Source organism: Cytophaga hutchinsonii ATCC 33406 (assembly GCF_000014145.1).
Classification (GTDB): domain Bacteria; phylum Bacteroidota; class Bacteroidia; order Cytophagales; family Cytophagaceae; genus Cytophaga; species Cytophaga hutchinsonii.
The window spans coordinates 3,411,669-3,433,526 of record NC_008255.1; the positions used below are offsets into that span (position 1 = coordinate 3,411,669).

At 38.5% G+C, this 21,858-nt stretch carries 16 protein-coding genes and 2 tRNA genes; 4 read left to right on the top strand and 14 right to left on the bottom strand.

The window, feature by feature from the left end; all coding sequences use genetic code 11:
* Nucleotide 1 precedes the first annotated feature (1 nt).
* The 3 genes from CHU_RS14465 to CHU_RS14475 form a co-directional block, all read right to left on the bottom strand.
* Nucleotides 2-3,166 (bottom strand): CHAT domain-containing protein, encoded by a 3,165-nt coding sequence (locus CHU_RS14465; protein ID WP_011586330.1) that lies wholly within the window; start codon nt 3,164-3,166, stop codon nt 2-4.
* Nucleotides 3,167-3,279: 113 nt separating this feature from the next.
* Nucleotides 3,280-4,269: a 2-hydroxyacid dehydrogenase gene (locus CHU_RS14470; RefSeq protein WP_011586331.1), complete on the bottom strand. Its 990-nt coding sequence runs from the start codon at nt 4,267-4,269 to the stop codon at nt 3,280-3,282.
* Nucleotides 4,270-4,538: 269 nt separating this feature from the next.
* Nucleotides 4,539-4,931 (bottom strand): DUF1573 domain-containing protein, encoded by a 393-nt coding sequence (locus CHU_RS14475; RefSeq protein ID WP_011586332.1) that lies wholly within the window; start codon nt 4,929-4,931, stop codon nt 4,539-4,541.
* Nucleotides 4,932-5,058: 127 nt separating this feature from the next.
* On the opposite strand from CHU_RS14475, the gene CHU_RS14480 reads away from it, so the two are divergent.
* On the top strand, nt 5,059-7,020 hold the full coding sequence (locus CHU_RS14480; protein WP_011586333.1) for an AMP-binding protein: 1,962 nt from the start codon (nt 5,059-5,061) through the stop codon (nt 7,018-7,020).
* 96 nt (nt 7,021-7,116) lie between these two features.
* The gene (locus tag CHU_RS19615) at nt 7,117-7,272 is read left to right on the top strand and encodes a hypothetical protein (RefSeq protein ID WP_177254142.1); all 156 of its coding nucleotides are present in this window, start codon (nt 7,117-7,119) and stop codon (nt 7,270-7,272) included.
* An 86-nt stretch (nt 7,273-7,358) separates the two neighbouring features.
* On the opposite strand, the gene CHU_RS14485 is transcribed toward CHU_RS19615, so the two are convergent.
* The 6 genes from CHU_RS14485 to CHU_RS14510 all read right to left on the bottom strand — a co-directional run bounded on the left by CHU_RS14485 (nt 7,359) and on the right by CHU_RS14510 (nt 11,358).
* The gene (locus tag CHU_RS14485) at nt 7,359-7,655 is read right to left on the bottom strand and encodes a hypothetical protein (RefSeq protein ID WP_011586334.1); all 297 of its coding nucleotides are present in this window, start codon (nt 7,653-7,655) and stop codon (nt 7,359-7,361) included.
* Nucleotides 7,656-7,900: 245 nt separating this feature from the next.
* Nucleotides 7,901-8,758, bottom strand: a complete 858-nt coding sequence (locus CHU_RS14490; RefSeq protein ID WP_238379292.1) for an MlaD family protein — start codon at nt 8,756-8,758, stop codon at nt 7,901-7,903.
* 123 nt (nt 8,759-8,881) lie between these two features.
* Nucleotides 8,882-9,655: an ABC transporter ATP-binding protein gene (locus tag CHU_RS14495; RefSeq protein WP_011586336.1), complete on the bottom strand. Its 774-nt coding sequence runs from the start codon at nt 9,653-9,655 to the stop codon at nt 8,882-8,884.
* Between the two features lies 1 nt (nt 9,656).
* Nucleotides 9,657-10,448, bottom strand: a complete 792-nt coding sequence (locus tag CHU_RS14500; RefSeq protein ID WP_011586337.1) for an MlaE family ABC transporter permease — start codon at nt 10,446-10,448, stop codon at nt 9,657-9,659.
* Between the two features lie 656 nt (nt 10,449-11,104).
* A tRNA-Glu gene (locus CHU_RS14505) sits at nt 11,105-11,179 on the bottom strand.
* A gap of 104 nt (nt 11,180-11,283) precedes the next feature.
* Nucleotides 11,284-11,358 (bottom strand) — tRNA-Glu (locus tag CHU_RS14510).
* Between the two features lie 193 nt (nt 11,359-11,551).
* Here CHU_RS14510 and gap point away from each other — a divergent pair.
* Nucleotides 11,552-12,559: a type I glyceraldehyde-3-phosphate dehydrogenase gene (gap, locus tag CHU_RS14515; RefSeq protein ID WP_011586338.1), complete on the top strand. Its 1,008-nt coding sequence runs from the start codon at nt 11,552-11,554 to the stop codon at nt 12,557-12,559.
* A 97-nt stretch (nt 12,560-12,656) separates the two neighbouring features.
* On the opposite strand, the gene CHU_RS14520 is transcribed toward gap, so the two are convergent.
* The 5 genes from CHU_RS14520 to lon all read right to left on the bottom strand — a co-directional run bounded on the left by CHU_RS14520 (nt 12,657) and on the right by lon (nt 19,320).
* Nucleotides 12,657-13,241: a DinB family protein gene (locus tag CHU_RS14520; RefSeq protein WP_011586339.1), complete on the bottom strand. Its 585-nt coding sequence runs from the start codon at nt 13,239-13,241 to the stop codon at nt 12,657-12,659.
* 375 nt (nt 13,242-13,616) lie between these two features.
* Entirely contained in the window at nt 13,617-14,348 is a 732-nt protein-coding gene (locus CHU_RS14525; RefSeq protein WP_011586340.1) for an SDR family oxidoreductase, read from the bottom strand.
* A 25-nt stretch (nt 14,349-14,373) separates the two neighbouring features.
* The gene (hslU, locus tag CHU_RS14530; protein WP_011586341.1) at nt 14,374-15,768 is read right to left on the bottom strand and encodes an ATP-dependent protease ATPase subunit HslU; all 1,395 of its coding nucleotides are present in this window, start codon (nt 15,766-15,768) and stop codon (nt 14,374-14,376) included.
* Nucleotides 15,769-15,782: 14 nt separating this feature from the next.
* Nucleotides 15,783-16,823, bottom strand: a complete 1,041-nt coding sequence (gene porQ / locus CHU_RS14535; protein WP_011586342.1) for a type IX secretion system protein PorQ — start codon at nt 16,821-16,823, stop codon at nt 15,783-15,785.
* 55 nt (nt 16,824-16,878) lie between these two features.
* The gene (gene lon, locus CHU_RS14540) at nt 16,879-19,320 is read right to left on the bottom strand and encodes an endopeptidase La (RefSeq protein ID WP_011586343.1); all 2,442 of its coding nucleotides are present in this window, start codon (nt 19,318-19,320) and stop codon (nt 16,879-16,881) included.
* A gap of 144 nt (nt 19,321-19,464) precedes the next feature.
* Between lon and CHU_RS14545 the strand changes: the two genes are divergently transcribed.
* On the top strand, nt 19,465-21,603 hold the full coding sequence (locus CHU_RS14545) for an OmpA family protein (protein ID WP_011586344.1): 2,139 nt from the start codon (nt 19,465-19,467) through the stop codon (nt 21,601-21,603).
* Nucleotides 21,604-21,858 lie beyond the last annotated feature (255 nt).

Here is a 21,858-nt window from a genome sequence, read left to right on the forward strand (position 1 = left end):
CTTATCGAATATAAACAAATGGCGCCCAGTAATACGGAGACGGGTGTGTTTTCATTAAATCTAACTGGGCTCTGCGCAATGCTATCCCTGAATTTCTATCCACGACCCAATATTTATAGAAATTGCTCATCAGCGATTGTGTTCCTTCATCATTCACCTGCCACAAACTCATCAGCATGTTGTCTGCTCCCGCAAGCATAAAGGAACGCTGCAAACCAATCACGCCTTCACTGTTCATCACTTCACCCAGGCCTGTTTCACATGCAGACAGAATCACCAGATCGGTGCGGTCCAGATTAAGCTGCATCGCTTCATATGCTGTTAAAATACCATCATCCAGAGGATTTCCAGAGGATTGATTGTTTAAGGTATAATTTGAACCGGCCAGCAGGATACCTGAACGCAGCCAGGGATTTTCTTTGTAGTTTGTTGCCGTTGTAGCTGTACCTGCTTCTTCTATTTCTGCATTCTTTATAAAATATCCATGCGTGGCAATATGCAGCACACTTGGATTCACGAGTTTTTTTATTTCTGTTTCAGAAGCGTTGTTGCCGGTATACGTATTAACAGGAATGCCATACGCATTTAAAATCCCTGAAATATTATCGACTTCAATTTTTGTTCCCGGCAGGTCTGCAAGCTCCGTGCCTCTTAACTCATCTGCAAGCGGCTGAACCGCTTCTACACTTCTTGTTGCAGCGGTATCAGCAGGCAATGTATAATTATAATTCGGATGGCCGAACAGAAATGCTTTATCCGACTGGCGTACATTGGATGGTGCGTAAGCAGCGATCGAGCGCATGACCGGCACAATCTGTATATTTCGTTTTTCAAGTAAATAACTACCGTCTGGTAATTTTAAAGCCGGTAAACTTATTTTATTATACACACCGGCAGGTGATACATACACAGTTGTTTTGTTCAGGATATGCTGATCAATTTCTTTCCAGAAAACAGTGTAATATAAATCTGTCACCTGATCGAATTGAATGGCATTGAAAAATCCATTGTAATATTTTTTTTCCAGTTTATTCCCGTTTTTCAACACAACCATAATCGGTTTGTCAACGGTTTCTTTGGTAAGAATCAATGCTACATATACAATAGAGTCTGTCCAGACATTGTTATACAGCTTTACCCGAAGCATTTGTACCGCCGCTTCGTTTTCTTTTAACTTAGCCTGTATATCTTTCCAGGTTATGTTCCGGACATCACGTGCTATTTTAAACGCAGCCGATTGCAACACAATATTTTTTTCCATCAGGTTTACTTCTGATTCCAATGCAGGCAGGTTAATATTGTTGGTTGCCAGCTGCTGTTTAGAAAAATTATAATAGGTGGCTAATAATTGTTTTTTGTTTTCCCAGGCCACATACTCTTTTAATAATTCTTTATTGCCGTGCTGCAGGATTTTTGATTTTAACTGATTGGTATAATTGAATACCAGTGATTTTGTTGCCAATGAATAATTATACATGGAACCGATCAGTTCCGGAATAGCCGTATATTCTTTTACACACATTGAATTATAAAATTCAAACTGATCGTATGTTTTGTTCCAGTATTTTAATTTTTCTGCTTCGCTTAAAAAAGTAAAATTATCGTATACCATAGACAGGTTCATGTCAAGTACTTGCCTTGTCTGCTGAATGGCTTTGTTTGTATTGCCCGAACGGTATTGGAGTAATGCATCGTTTGAATAGGTAATCCAATAGGAAGGATGTTTTTTCCCCAGTACGCTGTCATATATGCGCAGTGCCTTTTGAAATTCAACCGATGCGCTGGTAAAATCTCCCGTTTCAGAATGCAGTTCCCCCATGTTGTTGTAGGTATCTGCAATCTCAATCTGATTTGCGATCGTATCACGTTCCAGTATTGCTAATGACTGATTGTAATATTGAAAGGCCAGCTGCGTTTTACCTTGTTTCACCGCAAGTAATCCTAAGTTATTTAATACCCTGGAATAATTGGGATCGGATACCCCGTAATAGGTTTTATAAAACTGCAGCGCCTGATTAAAATAAACAGATGCATTTGTATAATCATTGTTCTGCTCATAAATGGCTCCCATTGAATTCAGGTAATTACCATACTCCGGCTGTGTTTGCCCGCCATATTTTTTAATCAATTCCAGCTGCCCCTGCATGGTTGAAATTGCTTTGGAGTAATTGCCCAAACGTGCGTACAGCAATGCCAGATTGTTTAAGGTGTTCCAGTATGTTACATTTCCTTCAACGCCCAATTCTTTCTTTAACTGCAGGGCTTTCAGATAATATTGTTCGGCATTTTTATAGTCTGATTCTTTGTCGTACACATTTCCGATATCATTCATGGACCGTGCATACTCCAGACTTTTTTCACCTTTGGTATTTTTATAAATAGCTGCTGCTTTAAAAATAAGCTGTGCGCCTTCTTCGTAATAACCAAAATCCAGATCCAGAATGCCTTCATTGTTTAATACCGTTGCATATTCAGGTGCATCTGAACCAAATACTTTTTTATGGATCAGCAGCGATTCATCGTAGTATTTTTTTGCCGATGTATAATCTGACAGGTCGTGATAAAAACTTGCAATGTTGTTTAACAGGAACGCATATTCTTCTCCATGAATAAATCCATAGCGATTCATTAAGCTATAACTTTTATCGTAGTTCCTTTTCGCATCGGGAATTTTGCCGAGTGTTGTCTGTACATAACCCAGATCTGAATATAAGGTCGCAAGCAGGCGTGTACTGTCAGACACATTTTCCTGAATGATCTTTATCGCCTGAGTGGCTGCCTCTTCCGCCTTTTCCGGTTTGTTGCACGTCAAAAATATATACGATTGATTTTGTAAGGCATTTGCATACGCATAGGATTTAATACCACTCGTTTTTGCATAGATGTTTTTTGCCGCTTCAATGTTCAGTTCGCTGTTGCTGCAATCAAATAAATAATAATACACCACCGCTACATCTAATACCGATTGTGCATGCTCCACATGGGAAGAACCAAATTTCTTCTCCGTGATCTTTTTTATTTCAAGTGCTTTTTTTAATGCAGCGGTATAATTGCCGGATGAAACCAATGCTTCCATCTCTGCGCGCTGTTGAGAAATATCCTGTTGTCCGGATGCAAAAAAAGCACTCGCGAACAAAAGAACGAAAAGAAGTATTTTAGAAAACATATTCGACCAATTTAATTATACGAATATAAGTAAATCAGCTATAAATAAAGGCACGAATGTGCTTTCGTGCCTTATAATTCATACTTTAGAATACATAGAAAGCGTTTTGCTGCTTACCTGATTTCATGATCAGCATCTTTACCGTTGCTCCAGGCACGCAGGTTTTCGAGTGTTGTCTGCGCAATAGATGTTAAGGCATTGGTTGTTAAAAATGCCATGTGTCCGGTAATCAACACATTTTTAAATTTTGTCAAGGCTAAAAACACTTCATCTGTAGGTTTATTTACCGAATGATCTGAAAAGAATAATCCCTTTTCATTTTCATATACATCCAGACCTAAATAGCCTATTTTCCCAGAAGTTAAGCCATCGATGGCATCTTTGGTATTAATAATGGCGCCTCTTCCGGTATTGACAATCATTACACCATCTTTCATTGTTTTAATTGAGTCTGCATGGATTAAATACTTTGTGTGTGCATTTAACGGAGCATGTATTACAATAATATCAGATGTTGCCAGAACCTCTTCTATGGATTTATATTGAAGGCCGTATTTGTCTGTATACTCCTGATTTGGGTATGGGTCGAAGGCCTGCAAGGTACAACCGAAGCCGTGCAAAATCTTTGCTGTGAGTCCGCCGATTTTACCCAGGCCAATAATACCAACGGTTTTATGATGAATGTTAAAACCAACCAACGGATCCAGAATAAAGTTACTTTGTTTCACCCGGTTATCCGCTTCTACAATATGTCTGGTCAATGCAAGAATCATTGTAACGGTATGTTCGGCAATTGCGTGCGGTGAATACGCCGGCACGTTTGCTACATGCATACCTAAGCGGTGAGCAGCTACATGATTGGTCTGGTCGTGGCCTGCAGCACGGATGGCAATGCCTTTTACCCCATACGAAGCCAGCTTTTCCAATACCGGTGCACAGGCATCGTCATTCACAAAAATACAAACAGCAAATGCGCCCTCTGCATAATGTGCTGTTTCTATTGACAGTGCTTCTTCTATGTATTCAAAGGTAAACGTTCCCGGATTAGCCGCTTCAAAATGTTTTTTATCATAACTGCGCGCACTGTAAAATAAAATTTTCATGTTCCTGACTGATAAAATAAAGATTCTTTTTTGAAAAAAATATATCTAACAGAACAAACATAAATAATTTAAGGCGCGTCTACAACATGATTAATCGCATTTAACCACAATGTGTACAACACATTTATTAAAGCGAACAGATTGTATGATGACTACATATGCTGTTTATGTGTAATCAGAAAAATGCACATAAAAAAACGCCCTTTGTGACAAGCAAAGGGCGTCTCGAAAATAAACTATAAACTATATAAACTAAAACAACAAACTATTTATTGAGCTGAACTTCCTGCTGTCAGTATTTCTCCCTTTATGGTAAGAAACGTTGTTGCAGGTGAAGTATTTGCAATGATGATAATGTTTTTTTCAAAGGGGCCGGATTTATTTTCAATTTTGAATCCTCCTTTTACAACTCCAGTCTTACCAGGCTGTATTGTTGTCTTTGGCCATTCTGCCAGGGTACAATCACAGGAAGTTTTCACATCCTGAATCTGCAACGGTTCGTTACCTGTGTTTGTGAATGTGAAATTATACCATAAGGTATCTTTTCCCGGATTAATTTTACCGAAATCGTGTGCCGACACTTTAAATGTAAAATCAGCCTGTGCATTCGAAACAAATGCAAAACCAATCAATAAGAAGAACACTAAATAAACACGATTCATATATTTATTTCGTCTGTTTAGTCTAAATAATACAACTATTGTGCCATTTTTAACAAAAGCTGAATACTTTTAGTTTCATTATTCTTATTATTACGGATTACGTATACTGAATTAAACTATTTTAACTATGCTAACCTCTGATAATACCAATCTGCTTGAATGGAAGGCGTTTTTGAAAAAAAACAGTGCATTACCTTTTACCGATTTATTAACCGGTTTCAAAAAAATTTATGGATCTGCCTTACCAATCATCTGGGCGCCTGAGCAGTATCCCATCCAGTCCAATCTGCATGAAGAAATAAAAAAGTCCGGAAATACCTCGTATCCTGCATTCTATTCCTGGTCTATAGATAAAAAAGAGGGTTTCTGGAAAGCGATGATTGATTCATTGTCCATCAAATTTGAGCAGCCGTATTCATCTGTGTTAGAAAAATCGGACGATCCCGATCAGGTTCATTGGCTGAAAAATGCTCGCTTTAATATTGTTGAAAGCTGCTTCCAGGCTGCTTCCGAACAGGCTGCTATTTTTTATCAGGCCGAACAATCTTCAGAGATACATACAATCAGCTACGGGGCATTAAAACAGAAAGTCATTCAATATGCTTCCGGATTAAGTAAAAATGGTTTTGCTGCACATGACCGCATTATTCTTTATTTACCATTCAGCATTGATGCCATTGCATTCTACCTGGCCTGTATCTACATGGGCGCTGAGCCGGTACTGGTATCCGATAGTTTTTCTGCGCAGGAATTAACAAAACGCATTGCCATCATTAAGGCCAAAGCAGTGCTTACAACGGACCAGTATTGGTATGCAGACAAAAAAATAGCCGTGCTTCCCAAAGTACTTGAAGCAAACCCTTGCCGCATCATTTTATATAGTGAAGAACAATCGGATGCATCAACAATTCGTGCAAACAAAGCCGACCTCTTGCTTTCAGACCTTTTAGATGTATACGGTACCTCTTATCCGCCTTACTATCACACTACAGCTGATACTATTTCAATTCTGTTTTCTTCCGGCACAACCAAAGAGCCCAAGGCGCTTCCATGGAAAGCTGCGACACCAATTAAATGTGCGGTTGATGGTAAGCTGCTGCAGGACATCCATGCAGGTGATGTTGTAACCTGGACAAGCGGAATGGGCTGGATGATGGCTCCCTGGCTCATCTTTGCTGCGCTGCTTAACAAAGCCAGCATTGCCGTATATGGCGGCGCATATTCAAAAAAAGAGTTTTTAGATTTTACAGTACAGACACATGTTACTGTTTTAGGAACCATTCCATCTGTTGTTAAAAGCTGGCGGGCACAGGCTTTTCAGCCTGTAGCGAACTGGAAAGTACGCATCTTCAGTTCTACCGGTGAACCGTCTGATGCAGAGGATTATTTTTACCTCATGTACCTGAATAATTTCAATGCACCAATCATTGAATATTGCGGCGGCACAGAAATTGGCGGCGGATATATCAGCAATGTTGTTGAACTGCCGATTGCCTTGTCTTCTTTTAATACACCTGCGCCGGGAAGCACATTCATTCTGTTAGATGAAAACAAACATGTCGTTGAGCAGGCAGGTGCAGGAGAAGTTTTTCTTATTCCTCCTGCCATTGGTTTATCGCAGGAAATTCTGAATAAAAGCCACGCTGAGGAGTATTACGCAAATCTTCCTGTATTGCCGGCATATCCGCTGCTGCGCAGACATGGCGATGGGTTTCATAAAACCACCATCGAAGGAACCGCTTATTACAGAAGTATGGGCAGAACGGATGACTCGATGAATCTGGGCGGAATCAAAGTAAGTGCCGTTGAAATTGAAACCGTTGTCAATACCCATCCCGATATTATAGAAAGTGCTGCCGTAGCGCTTCAGAGCACTGGCGGCGGACCGGAACGCCTTGTAGTATTTGTACATACCACGCATGAAACCGATAACGTGCAGCTGCAAAAAGAACTGCAAAAAATAATTCAGGCAGAATTAAATCCCTTATTTAAAATATACGATCTGGTTTTTAAAGAAAATTTTCCACGCACGGCCTCCAATAAACTGATGCGGAAAGAGCTGCGGAAAGAACTGGCAGGACATTTTTAATCTTCAAAATGTGATCAGAATTGCTACAACAACGCTTCAGATTCGGTTTGTATGTTTGTATTATAAATTCATACAAACATTTAATCAGTTACACATATGAAAAAGTTAGTCGTATTCAGCACAATATTGATGAGTTTATTAGCGTTCAGTGTATCGGCTTCAACCGTGTCTCATGGGCATAAATTCAAACATGCAAAATCGCATCATGCAAAACATCATAGACACCATTCCGATCCTTCTTACCAAAATTAATTTATAGTTTCCCGTTCGTTTAGTTAAAGTAAAAAGGATAGCCTCGCAAGAAGCTATCCTTTTTCTATATATGATTTTAACGGTTTTCAGTTCAAGGATAACGGCGGCATGCTGTATTGAGCCGTATTATGAAAAGCCAGTTTGTGAATAGAATAAACCATATAACTGACCAGTGGAAATGTGCCCAGTATTTCGCCTACTTCTTTTTCGCTATCAGCTACAATTGTAACCCATAATTTAGAGCGATCTACAGACAAACTATATGACGTTACAATACCGCTATGCATGTATGTATTAATCAACGTTCGTTGAGACGGAATCAATGAAATAAATTCATCATCCGGCGCTTCAGGAAAATCTATGTCTACTAAATACTGATCCATACTTTATATTACGCAAAACCGAAATAAGTAACTAGTTTTTTCAGGATATTTATTTAATGAACCATTTATTTTTATTCTGCCTCATTTAAAAAGCAGCTGCATCAAAACAAATGCTGCCTGCAAAGCAAACCGAGATGAAAATGACAAGGCAGATTAATTTTAATCAAGACAAATTAATCGTTTGGATGTTGGTGGCTACCGGAAAGACAGCGCATAAAAAAAGCGCTCGTTAAGAGCGCTGTTTTTTATTTTCCTTCGAGTTCTTTTTTCTTTGCTTTTTCCTGTTTCTTATAGGCGCCACGCAATAAGAAACTATGTTTGAGCAATTCCAGATCTTCATCTAATTTTTTAGAACTTGATTCTAAGTTCTGCAAGGTTCCTTTCAGATTTTTACCGGAGGCATCATCGTGAATCAAGACGCCAAGTGTACTTGTTGAATCCGCACTGGCTTTCTTCAGGTTGTTTACCAATGCATTTGCAGACGCTGATACTTGCTGAAGCTCTGCCATTGTAGTGCGCATGGATTCAAATACAACAGTATCTGTAACCAGGTCATTCATCAATGTTCCTTCATCATCTAACTTAGAAGTAAATCCTGCCAGGTCAGCCATTAATCTCTGTGCCTTTACAGAAGCCTGCTGAAGGGATTCGGTCGTTGCATTGATGTTATTGAAGACAGATTCATCTGTCATTAATTTACCCAGCGTTCCCTGCCCATCTACAAATCGTTTGCTTATTACTTTAAAATCGTTTGTAATCGATAATATGTTTTTATTGTTTTGCTGGAGTGTATTCATTACCTCTTCTGTTGACAATACGGTTGCAACACGTAATGAATCACCTGGTTCAACCTGACCTGCTTCAACAGTGCCGCCATAAATAATCAGGATCTTATTCCCGATCAATCCATCAGAACCGATTTTAACCATTGCGTCTTTACGGATATACTGCTGTGAAGCCTGATCAATATTCATTTCTACTTTAACGTTGGACTTGCCGTAGAAATCCAATGTTTTAACGGTACCTATTTTTACACCGGAGAACCAGATATTGCTGCCCGGCAACAAGCCGTTTACATCATCAAATACAGCAGTAACTTTCATCTTTTTAGTAAAAGTTGTGTGTAGATTACCAACCGTTAATATCCCGGCCAACAAGATCAATATGCCTATAAGAACGAACATGCCCACTATGACAGCGCGTTTATTTGGAGACTCTTTCATTAGTTATTTGATAAAATTGTAATTGTAAAAACTTTGTATACGTTCATCCTGATCTTCAAATACTTCTTCAAAAGTACCTGTTTTCACAAAAGTTCCGTCTAATAACATGGCAACACGATCGCATGTTTCTTTTGCACACGTTAAATCATGCGTAATAATGATTGAAGAGGTGTTATATTTCTCCTGAACTTCATTTATTAATTCGTTTATTTCAAAAGATGTAATCGGATCCAATCCGGATGTTGGCTCATCGTACAACATAATCTTGGGCTTCAGAATTAATGTACGTGCAATACCAATACGCTTGCGCTGACCGCCAGACAAATCAGATGGCATCTGATTGAGTTTATCAATCAAACCAACAGCATCAAGCACTTCTTCCACTGAATCCTTAACTTCTGCTTTGCTGAGATTTTTAAAATTCATCAGTAAAGGAAATTCCAGATTCTGACGTACATCCATACTATCATAGAGAGCACTGCTTTGAAAAGCAAAACCTATATGTAATCGCAGTGCATCTAATTCTTTCTGGTTCAGTTTATCAACCTCTTTACCCAATACCTGCACAACGCCGGCATCCGGTTTCAATAAGCCAACCAATATTTTAATTAAAACAGATTTTCCTGTTCCTGATTTTCCAAGTACAACAACGTTTTCTCCCTTATGCACTTCAAGATCAATCCCTTTCAGTACATGCAACTCTCCAAAAGATTTATAAAGCCCTTTAATGGAAATGGCCTTTTCATTATAATCTATTTTGTGCGCGTTATTTTCCATCTTAGTAAAGTCTTATCCAATTACTCACCTGCACAATTACAATTTCTTCCACAAAAATCAGAAACATTGCTGTTACAACAGCCTGGTTAGCAGCTTTACCAACCCCCCGCGTCCCCTGTGTTGCATTAAATCCTTTATAACAGCCAACAATTCCTATTGTGAATCCGAAGACCAAAGACTTTGTTACAGAAGAGAAAATATCTATGAAGTTAATATCACTGAATCCGCTTTGAAAAAAGTTTGCAAAACTTGTGGTATCATTTGCATGTACATTAACAAATGCACCTAACAAGCCTACCAGACTACAATAAAAGGACAGGATAGATACCATGAATGTTGTAGCAAGAACCCGTGTAACAACCAGATATTTAAACGGGTTGATCGCAGAAACCTCCATTGCATCTATCTGCTCCGTTACTTTCATTGACCCTAGTTCGGCACCTATGCTCGATCCTACTTTACCTGCACAGATTAATGCCGTGACAAGCGGACCCAATGCCCGTACCAATGCAATTGAAATTAATGAGGGTAACCACGATGTTGCTCCAAATACTTCGAGGGAAGGTCTGGACTGTTTTGTAAATACTAAGCCTGTAACAAAACCGGTAAGTGTAATCAACGGCAAAGATTTTATGCCTACTTCATAACATTGATCAATTACCTGCCGCAAATTAAACGGTGGCTTAAATACTTGTTTAAAAAACAATGCAACAAATGCAAACGCATCATATACACCTTTAAAGATATCATCAATACCTTTAGAAAATATATACGGTCGGACTTTTTTAGTCATGTACTTCGGATGAATTAAAATTTAAATCGTAAAAGTTAATATGCTGTAAAATTTATATTGTCAGCTTTAACTATTTTAAGTTAACACTATTAACTTACGGGAACAAATGAGAGCAATTATTATATGGTAAAATAACAACAATACTTCTTATAGCCAGTTACACAATCATAAGAAAAATTTACATTTATATACGTTATTATCAAACAATATGTATGGTTATTATACCACAATACATGTAACTACTTTCCTGAAATATTTTATATACGCATTAAGCAGCATATACTTACATTCAAAAGTACCTGAACGCAATTGGTTTCATTACACTTATTTTTTTATATACAGCAATTACTGTACACACCGAATAAAGTAATTGAATACTATATCAGTCGTTTTTGAATGTACGTATTTATAAACAGTAACTGATAATTGCTTTGCAAGGTTTTTTCTTACATGGTTTTCTCCAAAACCATACTTTTTCGCGTGTGCAGGTGCAAATGAGTAGTGAATAAAAAATCATTCCGCTTAATTCTCATAGTATGCCGACCATTATAAGCGTATTGTTTTCAGTTAAAAGTAACAGATAAAATTCCATTCATTCAATAAACTGCTAATAAAAAAGCGCATGAAACAATTCATACGCTTTTTTATTAGTTATCTGGTAGCCTGTACGGGAATCGAACCCGTGTTTCGTCCGTGAAAGGGACGCGTCCTAACCCCTAGACGAACAGGCCTTTTTAAAAGAAAGATAAAGACGTTATTTATTTTGTTAAACGCCTTTGTTTGAGAAGAAAAAGAAAAAGTCCCGTTAATGAGCGGGACTTTGACTTGCTATTTTTGGTAGCCTGTACGGGAATCGAACCCGTGTTTCGTCCGTGAAAGGGACGCGTCCTAACCCCTAGACGAACAGGCCTTTTTCTAAAAGGTTTGCAAAACTATGAAAGTTTTTAATAAATACAAAACCATTCTGGATATTTTTTAATAAAATAAATAAAAAGGCTCTCCGGTTGATTTTACATATGCGTTATTGTATGTTTGTAGCTTATTCAGATAATTTCAGAATATTATTTATACATCTCAAGTTCGTAGTTTAATCTTTAATAATTATGTCAAAAATTAAAGTTGGTATTAATGGCTTTGGCCGTATTGGTCGTTTGGTTTTCCGTGCTGCGGTTAACAATCCTAACATTCAAATAGTTGGAATCAATGATTTGATTGATGTTGACTACATGGCATACATGTTAAAGTATGACTCTACTCACGGTCGTTTCAGCGGTACGGTAGATGTTACAGATGGTAAATTGGTTGTAAATGGCAATGCTATCCGTGTAACGGCTGAAAGAGATCCTGCAAATTTAAAGTGGAATGAAGTTGGTGCTGAATACGTTGTAGAATCCACAGGTCTTTTCCTTACAATGGATACTGCTGATAAACATATTGCAGCTGGTGCAAAAAGAGTTGTATTATCTGCTCCGGCAAAAGATGATACTCCTACTTTCGTAATGGGTGTAAACAACAAGTCATATACGAAAGATATGACAATCGTTTCTAATGCTTCCTGTACTACAAACTGTTTAGCTCCGGTAGCTAAAGTATTAAATGATAACTTCGGTATCCTTGAAGGTTTAATGACTACTGTTCACGCTGCAACTGCAACTCAAAAAACAGTAGATGGTCCTTCAGCTAAAGACTGGAGAGGTGGCCGTGGTGCTTACCAAAACATTATCCCTTCTTCTACAGGCGCTGCTAAAGCGGTTGGTCTTGTTATCCCTCAATTAAAAGGAAAATTAACGGGTATGTCTTTCCGTGTTCCTACACCAGACGTTTCTGTAGTTGATTTAACCTGCCGTTTAGAAAAAGCTGCTTCTTATGAAACAATCAAAGCTGCTATGAAAGCTGCTTCTGAAGGTGACATGAAAGGCATCCTTGGCTATACGGAAGATGAAGTAGTTTCTACTGACTTCTTAGGTGATGCACGTACTTCTATCTTCGATGCAAAAGCTGGTATTTCATTGAATGACAACTTTGTTAAAGTAGTATCCTGGTATGATAACGAGTGGGGTTATTCTAACAAATTGGTTGACTTGATTGTCCACATGGATACTGTTAAGTAATTATAACAGCCATTAATAATAAAAACCTCGAACGCTTAAGCATTCGAGGTTTTTTGTTTTTACACCTGAAATATACAGGGATTTTTTAGTATCGGGCTTAAACGTCGTGGAAAGGTAAATCCGGGATATCGTCAAAATCTTTGACTTCTGTTTCTCTGGACGTGCTCCGAACTTCGTTATCCAGTTTTTTCTTTTGTTTGATATGATGACGAAAATGCATCTCAATCAATTTAAACCATTCCTCTGCCGACAAATAACCCAATTTAGGATGTTTTATCTTTGCCGTAGGTTTTTTATAGTCAATCTCCTTTGCAACCTTATGCAGCAGCTTTAAGAAGCGATAAAAGTCATCCTTAACCTTTTCTGTACTAAGCGGCTGGCCAGGTTCTTTATATGGATTGCTTTTGTGCTTAAACGGCAAATAGCTGCCATAAGCAAACTGCAGAAAACCATTGAATGTTTTACCTTCTTTCGGACCCGCTTGCTTTTTAGCCAGGCATTCCTGTATGGCCTTAATATGAACTTCCTGAGAATAAATTAACAAATGATCGTAAATCTGACCTATCGTCCAACCGTTTGGAGTAACCTTTTTCTTGAATTGATTATTACCATAAAAGTCGAGCTCTTTTAACCAGTATTTTGCCAACGGTAATAATTGCTTATAGGTATTTTCTGCGCTCATACAATCTGTTCGTTCCTCTTACAATATTAATTATAAATACGGTTATTTGCTGTAGCTGTTAATAACAATTAAAGATATTGAATGTCAGTAAAAATTAAAAGGGATGACATTTTAAAAACATCATCCCTTTCACAGAAGTATAGTATAAAAAATAATAAAAATATTTTCTCCAAAAGTATTAATACAAATATGTACCTTTTATTTAAAAAAACAACAATTTATTTTAAATAAAATATCTACATTTTTAATATAAAATTACAATTATTTAAAAATCAATATATTAATTAATTTAACGAAAGTTAACAAATACAAAATTTGAATGTAATATCAATAATTGAATTGCCCCGAACAAAATAAAGTATCATACACGCTTTTTTAGCTGATATCTCTTAATGAAAAGATGACATTAGGGAAATCGAGAGGTTGATCCAGAATACGTATGTATTTTTCAGAAATTATACTTGCAGAAACCAATTCATTATTTTGTTTTAATTGATTGAACCGGTCAACAGTAGAAAAGTTTTCTTCGGCCGTATTTCGTATTTTTTCCTGCATGGGTGTATCCACCACGCCCGGAGCAATGGAGAAAACGGTGGTCTTTCCCTCCCCTTTTATTTGCAGTTCTTTAGCTATATGCAGGGAAAAATGATCCAATGCAGCTTTTGTAGACCCATACAGCGACCAGCCGTCAATTACTTTGGTAGCGGCGCCAGAGGATACATTGAGAATAACGCGCTTTTGAAAATCCGTATCAGGGATGTTCAAAAATGCATTGATCAATTGAACCGGCGTATTTAAGTTTACCTGTATGAACTGTTGAATTGCCTGTTCAGAAAAATCACCGGCATATCTGATCGGCTCTATCACTGCGGCATTATTTATAAGATATACTGAATCGGTTTGCTGATAGACTTTTTTAAATAACGGATAAAGTTGATTGAGTTGTGCAGCATCACTCAAATCTGCAAATATATGCTGGTAGTTTGGGTGGTTTATACCGGATGTTCTGGAAATTCCATACACACGTACATCTTCACGCAAAAGCAGCTGTTCAGCAAGTGCTTTACCAATGCCTGAAGATGTGCCTGTAATAAAATAGAAATGCATAGCACCTTAATTAAGCAGTATACTGTTATAAAATGAATTGGCTTAAATCCCTGTTTTTCACTAAGCCTTTCAATTTCTGATCAACCAGTTCCTTTGTAATTACAACGGTTGAATGGGTTTCAATTTTATCGGGTACATCAAACAGCAGTTCATTTAATAAATGACTCATTACCGTATGCAGCCGTCTTGCGCCAATATTTTCTACTTCGACATTCAACTCAAAGGCAATTTCAGAAATTGCTTTTAATGCGTCGTCATGAAATTCAATGTTTACATTTTCAGAGGAAAGCAGCGCCTGGTATTGGCGTGTCAGTGCATTCTTTGGTTCTTTAAGTATGTGGTAGAAATCTGCCTCTGTAAGACTATTCAGTTCTACACGAATCGGAAACCGGCCCTGTAACTCGGGTATTAAATCTGAAGGTTTTGAAACATGAAACGCACCTGCTGCAATAAATAAAATGTGATCGGTATGTACGGTGCCGTATTTTGTATTTACCGCGCTGCCTTCCACAATAGGTAACAGATCGCGCTGTACGCCTTCTCTGCTTACATCCGGACCATTTCCTTTTTTAGAAGAAGCGACCTTATCAATTTCATCGATAAAAATAATCCCCATGTTTTCTGTTTTACGAATCGCTTCGTCTTTCACATCATCCATGTCTATAAGTTTGGCAGATTCTTCTTCCAGCAATATTTTGCGGGCTTCGGCTATGCTTAGTTTACGTTTCTTCGTTTTCTTGGGCATCATATTACCGATCATCTCCTGAATGTTCATCATGGAAGCTTCATCCATTGCGCCGCCTACAACGCCCACACCAGGCCCCTGCTGCTGCACATTGATCTCTACTTTGCGTTCATCCAGCTCACCCGAACGGATTTTTTCACGAAACAATTCACGTGTACGTTCATTCAATTCCTGATCGTTATCCGGAATTTCGTTTGTATCTATAGATTGCGTACTGGCTGTCTTAAAACCCATGCCTGTACTTTTCACCGGCGGAATCAACAAGTCAAGCAAAATATCTTCCACTACCTGCGACACCTTAATTTTAACTTCTTCTTTTTTCTGCGTCTTTACCATGTTCACTGCCTGTTCAACCAGGTCCCGTACCATGCTTTCCACATCGCGCCCAACATAACCCACTTCGGTAAACTTCGATGCTTCTACTTTGGTGAAGGGCGCATCGGCCAGCTTGGCCAGACGTCTTGCAATTTCAGTTTTACCAACGCCGGTAGGCCCAATCAGTAATATGTTGTTCGGCATGATTTCTTTTCGCATATCTGCATCTGCATGCATCCGTCTCCAACGGTTACGTAATGCAATGGCAACGTTCCGTTTGGCATCGTGCTGACCGATAATATATTTATCTAACTCGGCAACAATTTCTGTTGGTGTTAGGAAACCCTGTAAAGCTGTCATGAGTATCTGTTAATTTATTTCTTCATCCATTCATTGATATTAATTCCCAAGGTGAAATAGCTGGTCCCTCCTTTAATGGAATAATACGCGCGGGTATACCCAATATCAAATTTTTTCACCCGAAGCATGAAACCCCAGGTCATACCTGCTGTTGCAGAGCGATCCTGAAGCCTGAGTTCTCTTCTCATTAAAAAATTATACCCAAAACGTGCGTGAAAGTTTTTGGTAAATAAAAACTCTCCGCCAATAACAAAATGGCGCATGAGTTTATCGCCAAAGGTTGTTTCAATTGGTGTTACCGTTCCGTCTAAGTTTACTTTTACATTTATTGCCGGATCATTGTATACTACATCAAATTTATATAAGTGATGTGTAGTAAGGGATAAACGTACCGGCATGTGATCGGGTTTGTAGCTTGCACCAAGCTGAATATCAAACGGGAGATTCACAGCCTGCCCTTTTACATAATTATTGACATTAAAGCCAACGTTTTTAAATACGAGGCCAACGGTTAACTGCTGTTTGGGATGTTTGTATAACACACCAAAATCAACCATTACGGCCGCTGCATTGTATGTTTCGATAGATGAATGTACATATTTGGCATTTGCCCCCATAGAAAACGGTCCCATGCCTCTCGCGTAACCAAGTACCAGTGCGTATTCAACAGGATGAAAAACTGCACCGGTTTCATTTCCATTTGCATCGGTCTGGTTGATGCTGCCGTAATTAAAATAATTAACCCCTCCGCTTATTACGCCTTTATTATCCTTTAACCCATATGCGCCAAATAAGGTAGATTTTTTTATATCTGCATAAAAAGGCTGGTAGGTAAAGCTAACGGTTTTACTGATTGTGTCATTTAATAACGCAGGATTGGAGTAACCCATAGCAACATCCTTATCGCGGATGGAAACATTATAGCCGCCAACGGCTGCCTGACGGGCTGCAACGGGTACTTCTAAAAAAGAATATCCTGTACGCCCCCCCAACTGCGCATGCGATAAAACAGGTAGTACAGCCAGAATGGATATAAAAAAAAGCCTTAAGATCATATGTAGCTAAACGTAAAACGGCAGTAGATTGGTATCTACTGCCGATAATTTGTAATTATTTGTCTTTCTTTTTCGGTTCTTCCGGAACCTCTAAGTTAAAAGGCTTTTTAATTTTCTGTTTTAATAAGGCAATGGCTAATACTTCATCTGCCGTTTCAACAAAGTGAAATTTAAGATCTGCAATATCCGGCGGGTGTATTTCTTCGATATCTTTTTTATTCTTTTTACTTAAAATAATTTCTTTGATACCTGCGCGTTTTGCCGCAAGGATTTTTTCTTTGATCCCGCCAACAGGCAATACTTTACCACGCAGGGTAATTTCTCCTGTCATGGCAAGTGCCGGTTTGATCTTGCGCTGTGTAAACGTAGACGCCAATGATGTATATAAGGCAATACCTGCTGAAGGGCCATCTTTAGGTGTAGCACCGGCAGGTACGTGTACGTGCAGATCAAAATGATCAAATACGCGGTGATCAATACCGATAGCGTCTACATTTGCGCGCAGTAAAGAAAGTGCTGCCGATGCAGACTCTTTCATTACATCACCCAGCTGACCAGACAATGTTAACTTACCTTTTCCTTTACTGATGATGGATTCGATCGTTAAGATCTCTCCGCCGTAAGGTGTCCAGGCAAGACCTGTAACAATACCGGCTAAATCATCCTGCTGATACGTATCTTTTTCAAAATCTTCGGATCCTAAAATTTCACGTACCTGTGCCGGCTGAATTTTCTTTGTATATGCCGTTTCCATGGCGATAGCTACGGCGATGTTACGCACTACCGCACCAATTTTACGTTCTAAGTTACGTACACCGGATTCTCTGGTGTAGTCTTCAATGATTTTTACAATGGCAGCATCTGTAAAGCTTATATCTTTAGCTTTTAAGCCGTGTTCTTCCTTTTGCTTTGGAATTAAATATTTTTTCGCAATCTGAATCTTTTCTTCCAGTGTATATCCGTTAATCTCTATGATCTCCATACGGTCGCGCAAAGCAGGCTGTATGGTATCAAGCGCATTGGAGGTTGCAATGAACAGTACTTTTGACAGATCGTATTCTACTTCCAGGAAATTATCCATGAAAGAAGAATTCTGTTCCGGATCCAGTACTTCTAATAATGCGGAAGATGGATCACCTCTGAAATCTTTCGAGATTTTATCTATTTCATCTAATATAAATACCGGGTTGGATGTTTCAGAGCGTTTAATACCCTGAATGATTTTACCGGGCATAGCACCTATGTACGTTTTACGGTGACCGCGGATCTCTGATTCATCGTGTACGCCGCCTAACGACATACGAATGTATTTACGGTCCAGTGCTTTTGCTATGGATTTCCCTAACGATGTTTTACCAACACCCGGAGGACCGTATAAACAAAGGATCGGCGCCTTCATGTTATTTTTCAATTTCAATACGGCCAGATATTCCAGTATCCGTTGTTTCACTTTGGTCAAGCCAAAATGATCTTCGTCTAAAATTTCTTTCGCACGTACCAGATCAAAATTATCGGTCGAATTTTCGCCCCACGGCAGATCAACAAGCAACTCTAAATAATTAAATGTTACCGGATAATCCGGTGCCATCGGGTTTACACGCTGCAGCTTCGACATTTCTTTATCAAAGTGCGCACGTACTTTATCCGACCATTTTTTTGTTAATGCTTTTTCTTTTAAACGCTCAAACTCCTGCTCACTACTGAAGTCGCCAAGCTCATCCTGCAATACTTTGATCTGCTGACGCAGGAAATAATCACGCTGCTGCTGATCAATATCGGTATGCACTTTGGTATGAATCTCGCGTTTTATTTCCAGCATCTGGATGTCTTTATCCATCAGCTGTAATAACCACGTAGCACGTTCAACCGCATCATCAAACTCCAGTAACTTTTGTTTATCCTTTAATTCCGCATTGATATTGGAAGAAAGGAAATGTGTCAGAAAATTTTCACTTTCAATATTGTTGATGGCAATCTGTGCATCCTGTGGAATTTCAGGATTCATTTTCAGAATTTTAGTTGCCGATTCTTTTACAGATTGCAGAAGTGCCTTCACTTCTTTTTTGCTCATATCCGGGTGAATGTCTTTCAACATACTCACCTTTGCCTGCATGAACGGTTCGTCCTGAACTTGCTCTTCGATCTTAAAACGTCTTTTCCCCTGAATAATAATCGTTGTATTACCATCCGGCAATACAAACATGCGGAGAATTTTGGCTACTGTACCAACTTTAAATATATCCTGAAAACTTGGTTCTTCAGACTTTTGGTTTTCCTGCGCAACAACACCAATGGTGCGGTCTCCTTTATAAAACTTCTTAACCAGACGTATTGATTTCTGGCGGCCAACAGTAATGGGAAGCACTACACCCGGGAATAGCACTATATTGCGAACAGGTAATATTGGTAATACAGAAGGGAATTCTTCTTTATCCATCTCCGCCTCTTCTTCAGGGGTAATGAGTGGAATCATATCTACCGGCTCCGTATCTAACATATTTGACAAAAGAGACCACTCTGATTTATTCATATTATTCATATCTTCTGCGATTCCTTATATTATGCCAATATGGCATTTTTTTAGGATTATTTGCGTATTTAATCTATTTAGAACTATATTTATATAAGTTTTACAATTCGCATGCCAGTAAATACTTTTAAAAAGTTTGTTTCGAAAATAATTGAATGGAAGAAATACAGTTTGAGTGTATCACTACTACTGTCGTTTTTACTGTTCTATCAACCAGCCTATCCCCAAAAAGGTAAAAATAAAAATAATTTTCAGACCATGGCGGCACATGGTCAATTAGACAGCATTTCTGTCATGCGGTCAGAGTACCAGTTTCAGTTTAAAAACATTAATGTCATACCGTTTTATTACAACGAAGCGGAATTTACAAAAATTAAAAAGCTGGAAGAAGCAAAGAATTACAAAGAGCTGCTTCCGTTAATGGAGCGCTATGTAAATTCTTTCGGCATTCAGAATTTCAGCCGCAATACAGATATGATCTGGAAGCTGGGCCGCCTATACCAAATGTTTGGCTACAAAGACCGGGCATTGTTTTTATATCGCACAGCGTTAAAAAATTTACGTGGTAAACGAATTGAAGAAATAAAAAAATATTACGATACGATTACAGCATCTTCAGTAGATCAATTTGTTCCGCTTGAATATTATTATCAGCTGGTTGATTACCGCAAAGCAGTTGATACGCTGTACCCGCCCAAAAGTGTCTTTTTAAACATGGGTGAACTGGTAAATGATCTACGCTACCCGGATTATGGACCAACCATGAATGTTGACGGCAACATGCTTATTTTCACAAAACGGAAAAAAGTACTTACGCCTACCAAACTAACCTACCGTGAAAATGAGGACTTGTATTTTACCATGAACTACGATGGTTTCTGGGATGAAGCACTTCCGTTCTCTAACGTGATCAATTCCAATTGCAACGAAGGTTCTGCAACCATAAGCCGTAATGGCCGCACGCTTTATTTCGCACGTTGTATTGTGCCGGATTATTTATATGATTGCCGGGATTGCATGGGTTCCTGTGATATTTATGAATCGCATCTGGATGATGATGGTAAATGGTCTGTGGCACAAAACTTAGGCATACAGGTAAATAGTATTTCGTGGGATTCCCACCCAACGTTATCTCATACAGAAGATACGCTTTACTTTGCATCTGACCGCATCGGCGGCTTTGGCTTATCTGATATCTGGTTTACGTATAAGTTGCCCAAAGGCGGCTGGGCACAGGCACAAAACATGGGTCCTGTAATCAATACCAGAGGGAATGAAGTAAGTCCGTTCTACCATCCGATCCACGATGTATTTTACTTCAGTTCAAACGGCCACTTACTCAACTTCGGAAAAAGAGACAGTTTAGATTTTACGTATCATACCTATGATATTTATAAATCACGCATGCTGGAAAAAAAATGGCAGGAACCTAAAAATATCGGACCATTGGTTAATGGCCCCGGCGATGAATATTATTTTACCATCGATTCAAAATCACGCGACTTATTTTATTCTAAATCTGAAATTGACAATCTGGCAAACCTGGAACTGTTCAGCTTCCCGCTTCCGATGGAAGCACAGCCATTGGCGTATACAAAGTTGAAAGGATCGCTGACAGATTCGCTCACCAATGAACCGTTTACAGGTATTGTTTCTGTTATTGATTTAACAAACGGAATTGAAGTAGCGCCAAAGTTTATGCGCGAAGACGGCACGTTTGAATTTGACCTGAATAATGAAAACGATTATCTGTTGGTTATTCAGGGAGATGATTTCTTCCGGATTGAACACAATTTCAAATTAGATGGAGACACGGTTATTAACCTGAAAACAAATTCTATTAAGTATAACAAATGGAAATTTACTTCTTTAGAATTTGACAACAACAGTTCTAAAATTCTTCCTGAAATGGAAGGCGATCTGGATAAAGTAGTAGACTTTTTGGTTGATCACCCGCAGATAAAACTTGTCATTTCAGGGCACACAGATGGCAGTGGTGACGCTGCTGCAAATTTACGCTTATCTCAGGCACGTGCAGATGCGATCAAAAGCTATATCATGGAAAAAGGGAACATAGATGAAAGCCGTATAGAAGCTGTTGGTTATGGAAACCAAAAACCAATTATTCAACAGGAAGTTTCAGAGTCTGACAGAAAAATCAACAGACGTGTTGAATTTGAATTAATCCGTAGTACAACAATTGAAGAAGAAAAAGTACAGGAAGAAATTGAAATTCCTGCGGAAGAATAATTTCCTTTTCGCCTGTTGTACCCTAATTTAAACACATCATTTCCTCAACGGTGATGTAGAACATAGTCAAATCTTTATACGCACACTACTTCGGTATTGTGCGTATTTTTTTATACTGATTCTGTTATATGCTACAGAATCCGGACATCTTTGTTTCATCACTTTTACAACAGCTTATCGATATATTAACAGTCATCAAAATGCCATACGTTCATATAGTCACTACATAAAGAAGGCCTGCAATAAAATCATTGC

Bases quoted from the DNA above. Each gene is read 5' to 3' on its own strand.
- CHU_RS14475 (WP_011586332.1), bottom strand. From the start codon at position 4,931: ATGAATCGTGTTTATTTAGTGTTCTTCTTATTGATTGGTTTTGCATTT.
- gap (WP_011586338.1), top strand. From the start codon at position 11,552: ATGTCAAAAATTAAAGTTGGTATTAATGGCTTTGGCCGTATTGGTCGT.
- CHU_RS14465 (WP_011586330.1), bottom strand. From the start codon at position 3,166: ATGTTTTCTAAAATACTTCTTTTCGTTCTTTTGTTCGCGAGTGCTTTT.
- CHU_RS14470 (WP_011586331.1), bottom strand. From the start codon at position 4,269: ATGAAAATTTTATTTTACAGTGCGCGCAGTTATGATAAAAAACATTTT.
- CHU_RS14480 (WP_011586333.1), top strand. From the start codon at position 5,059: ATGCTAACCTCTGATAATACCAATCTGCTTGAATGGAAGGCGTTTTTG.
- CHU_RS14495 (WP_011586336.1), bottom strand. From the start codon at position 9,655: ATGGAAAATAACGCGCACAAAATAGATTATAATGAAAAGGCCATTTCC.
- porQ (WP_011586342.1), bottom strand. From the start codon at position 16,823: ATGATCTTAAGGCTTTTTTTTATATCCATTCTGGCTGTACTACCTGTT.
- CHU_RS14520 (WP_011586339.1), bottom strand. From the start codon at position 13,241: ATGAGCGCAGAAAATACCTATAAGCAATTATTACCGTTGGCAAAATAC.
- CHU_RS14500 (WP_011586337.1), bottom strand. From the start codon at position 10,448: ATGACTAAAAAAGTCCGACCGTATATATTTTCTAAAGGTATTGATGAT.
- CHU_RS14485 (WP_011586334.1), bottom strand. From the start codon at position 7,655: ATGGATCAGTATTTAGTAGACATAGATTTTCCTGAAGCGCCGGATGAT.
- CHU_RS19615 (WP_177254142.1), top strand. From the start codon at position 7,117: ATGAAAAAGTTAGTCGTATTCAGCACAATATTGATGAGTTTATTAGCG.
- CHU_RS14525 (WP_011586340.1), bottom strand. From the start codon at position 14,348: ATGCATTTCTATTTTATTACAGGCACATCTTCAGGCATTGGTAAAGCA.
- lon (WP_011586343.1), bottom strand. From the start codon at position 19,320: ATGTTAGATACGGAGCCGGTAGATATGATTCCACTCATTACCCCTGAA.
- hslU (WP_011586341.1), bottom strand. From the start codon at position 15,768: ATGACAGCTTTACAGGGTTTCCTAACACCAACAGAAATTGTTGCCGAG.
- CHU_RS14490 (WP_238379292.1), bottom strand. From the start codon at position 8,758: ATGAAAGTTACTGCTGTATTTGATGATGTAAACGGCTTGTTGCCGGGC.
- CHU_RS14545 (WP_011586344.1), top strand. From the start codon at position 19,465: ATGCCAGTAAATACTTTTAAAAAGTTTGTTTCGAAAATAATTGAATGG.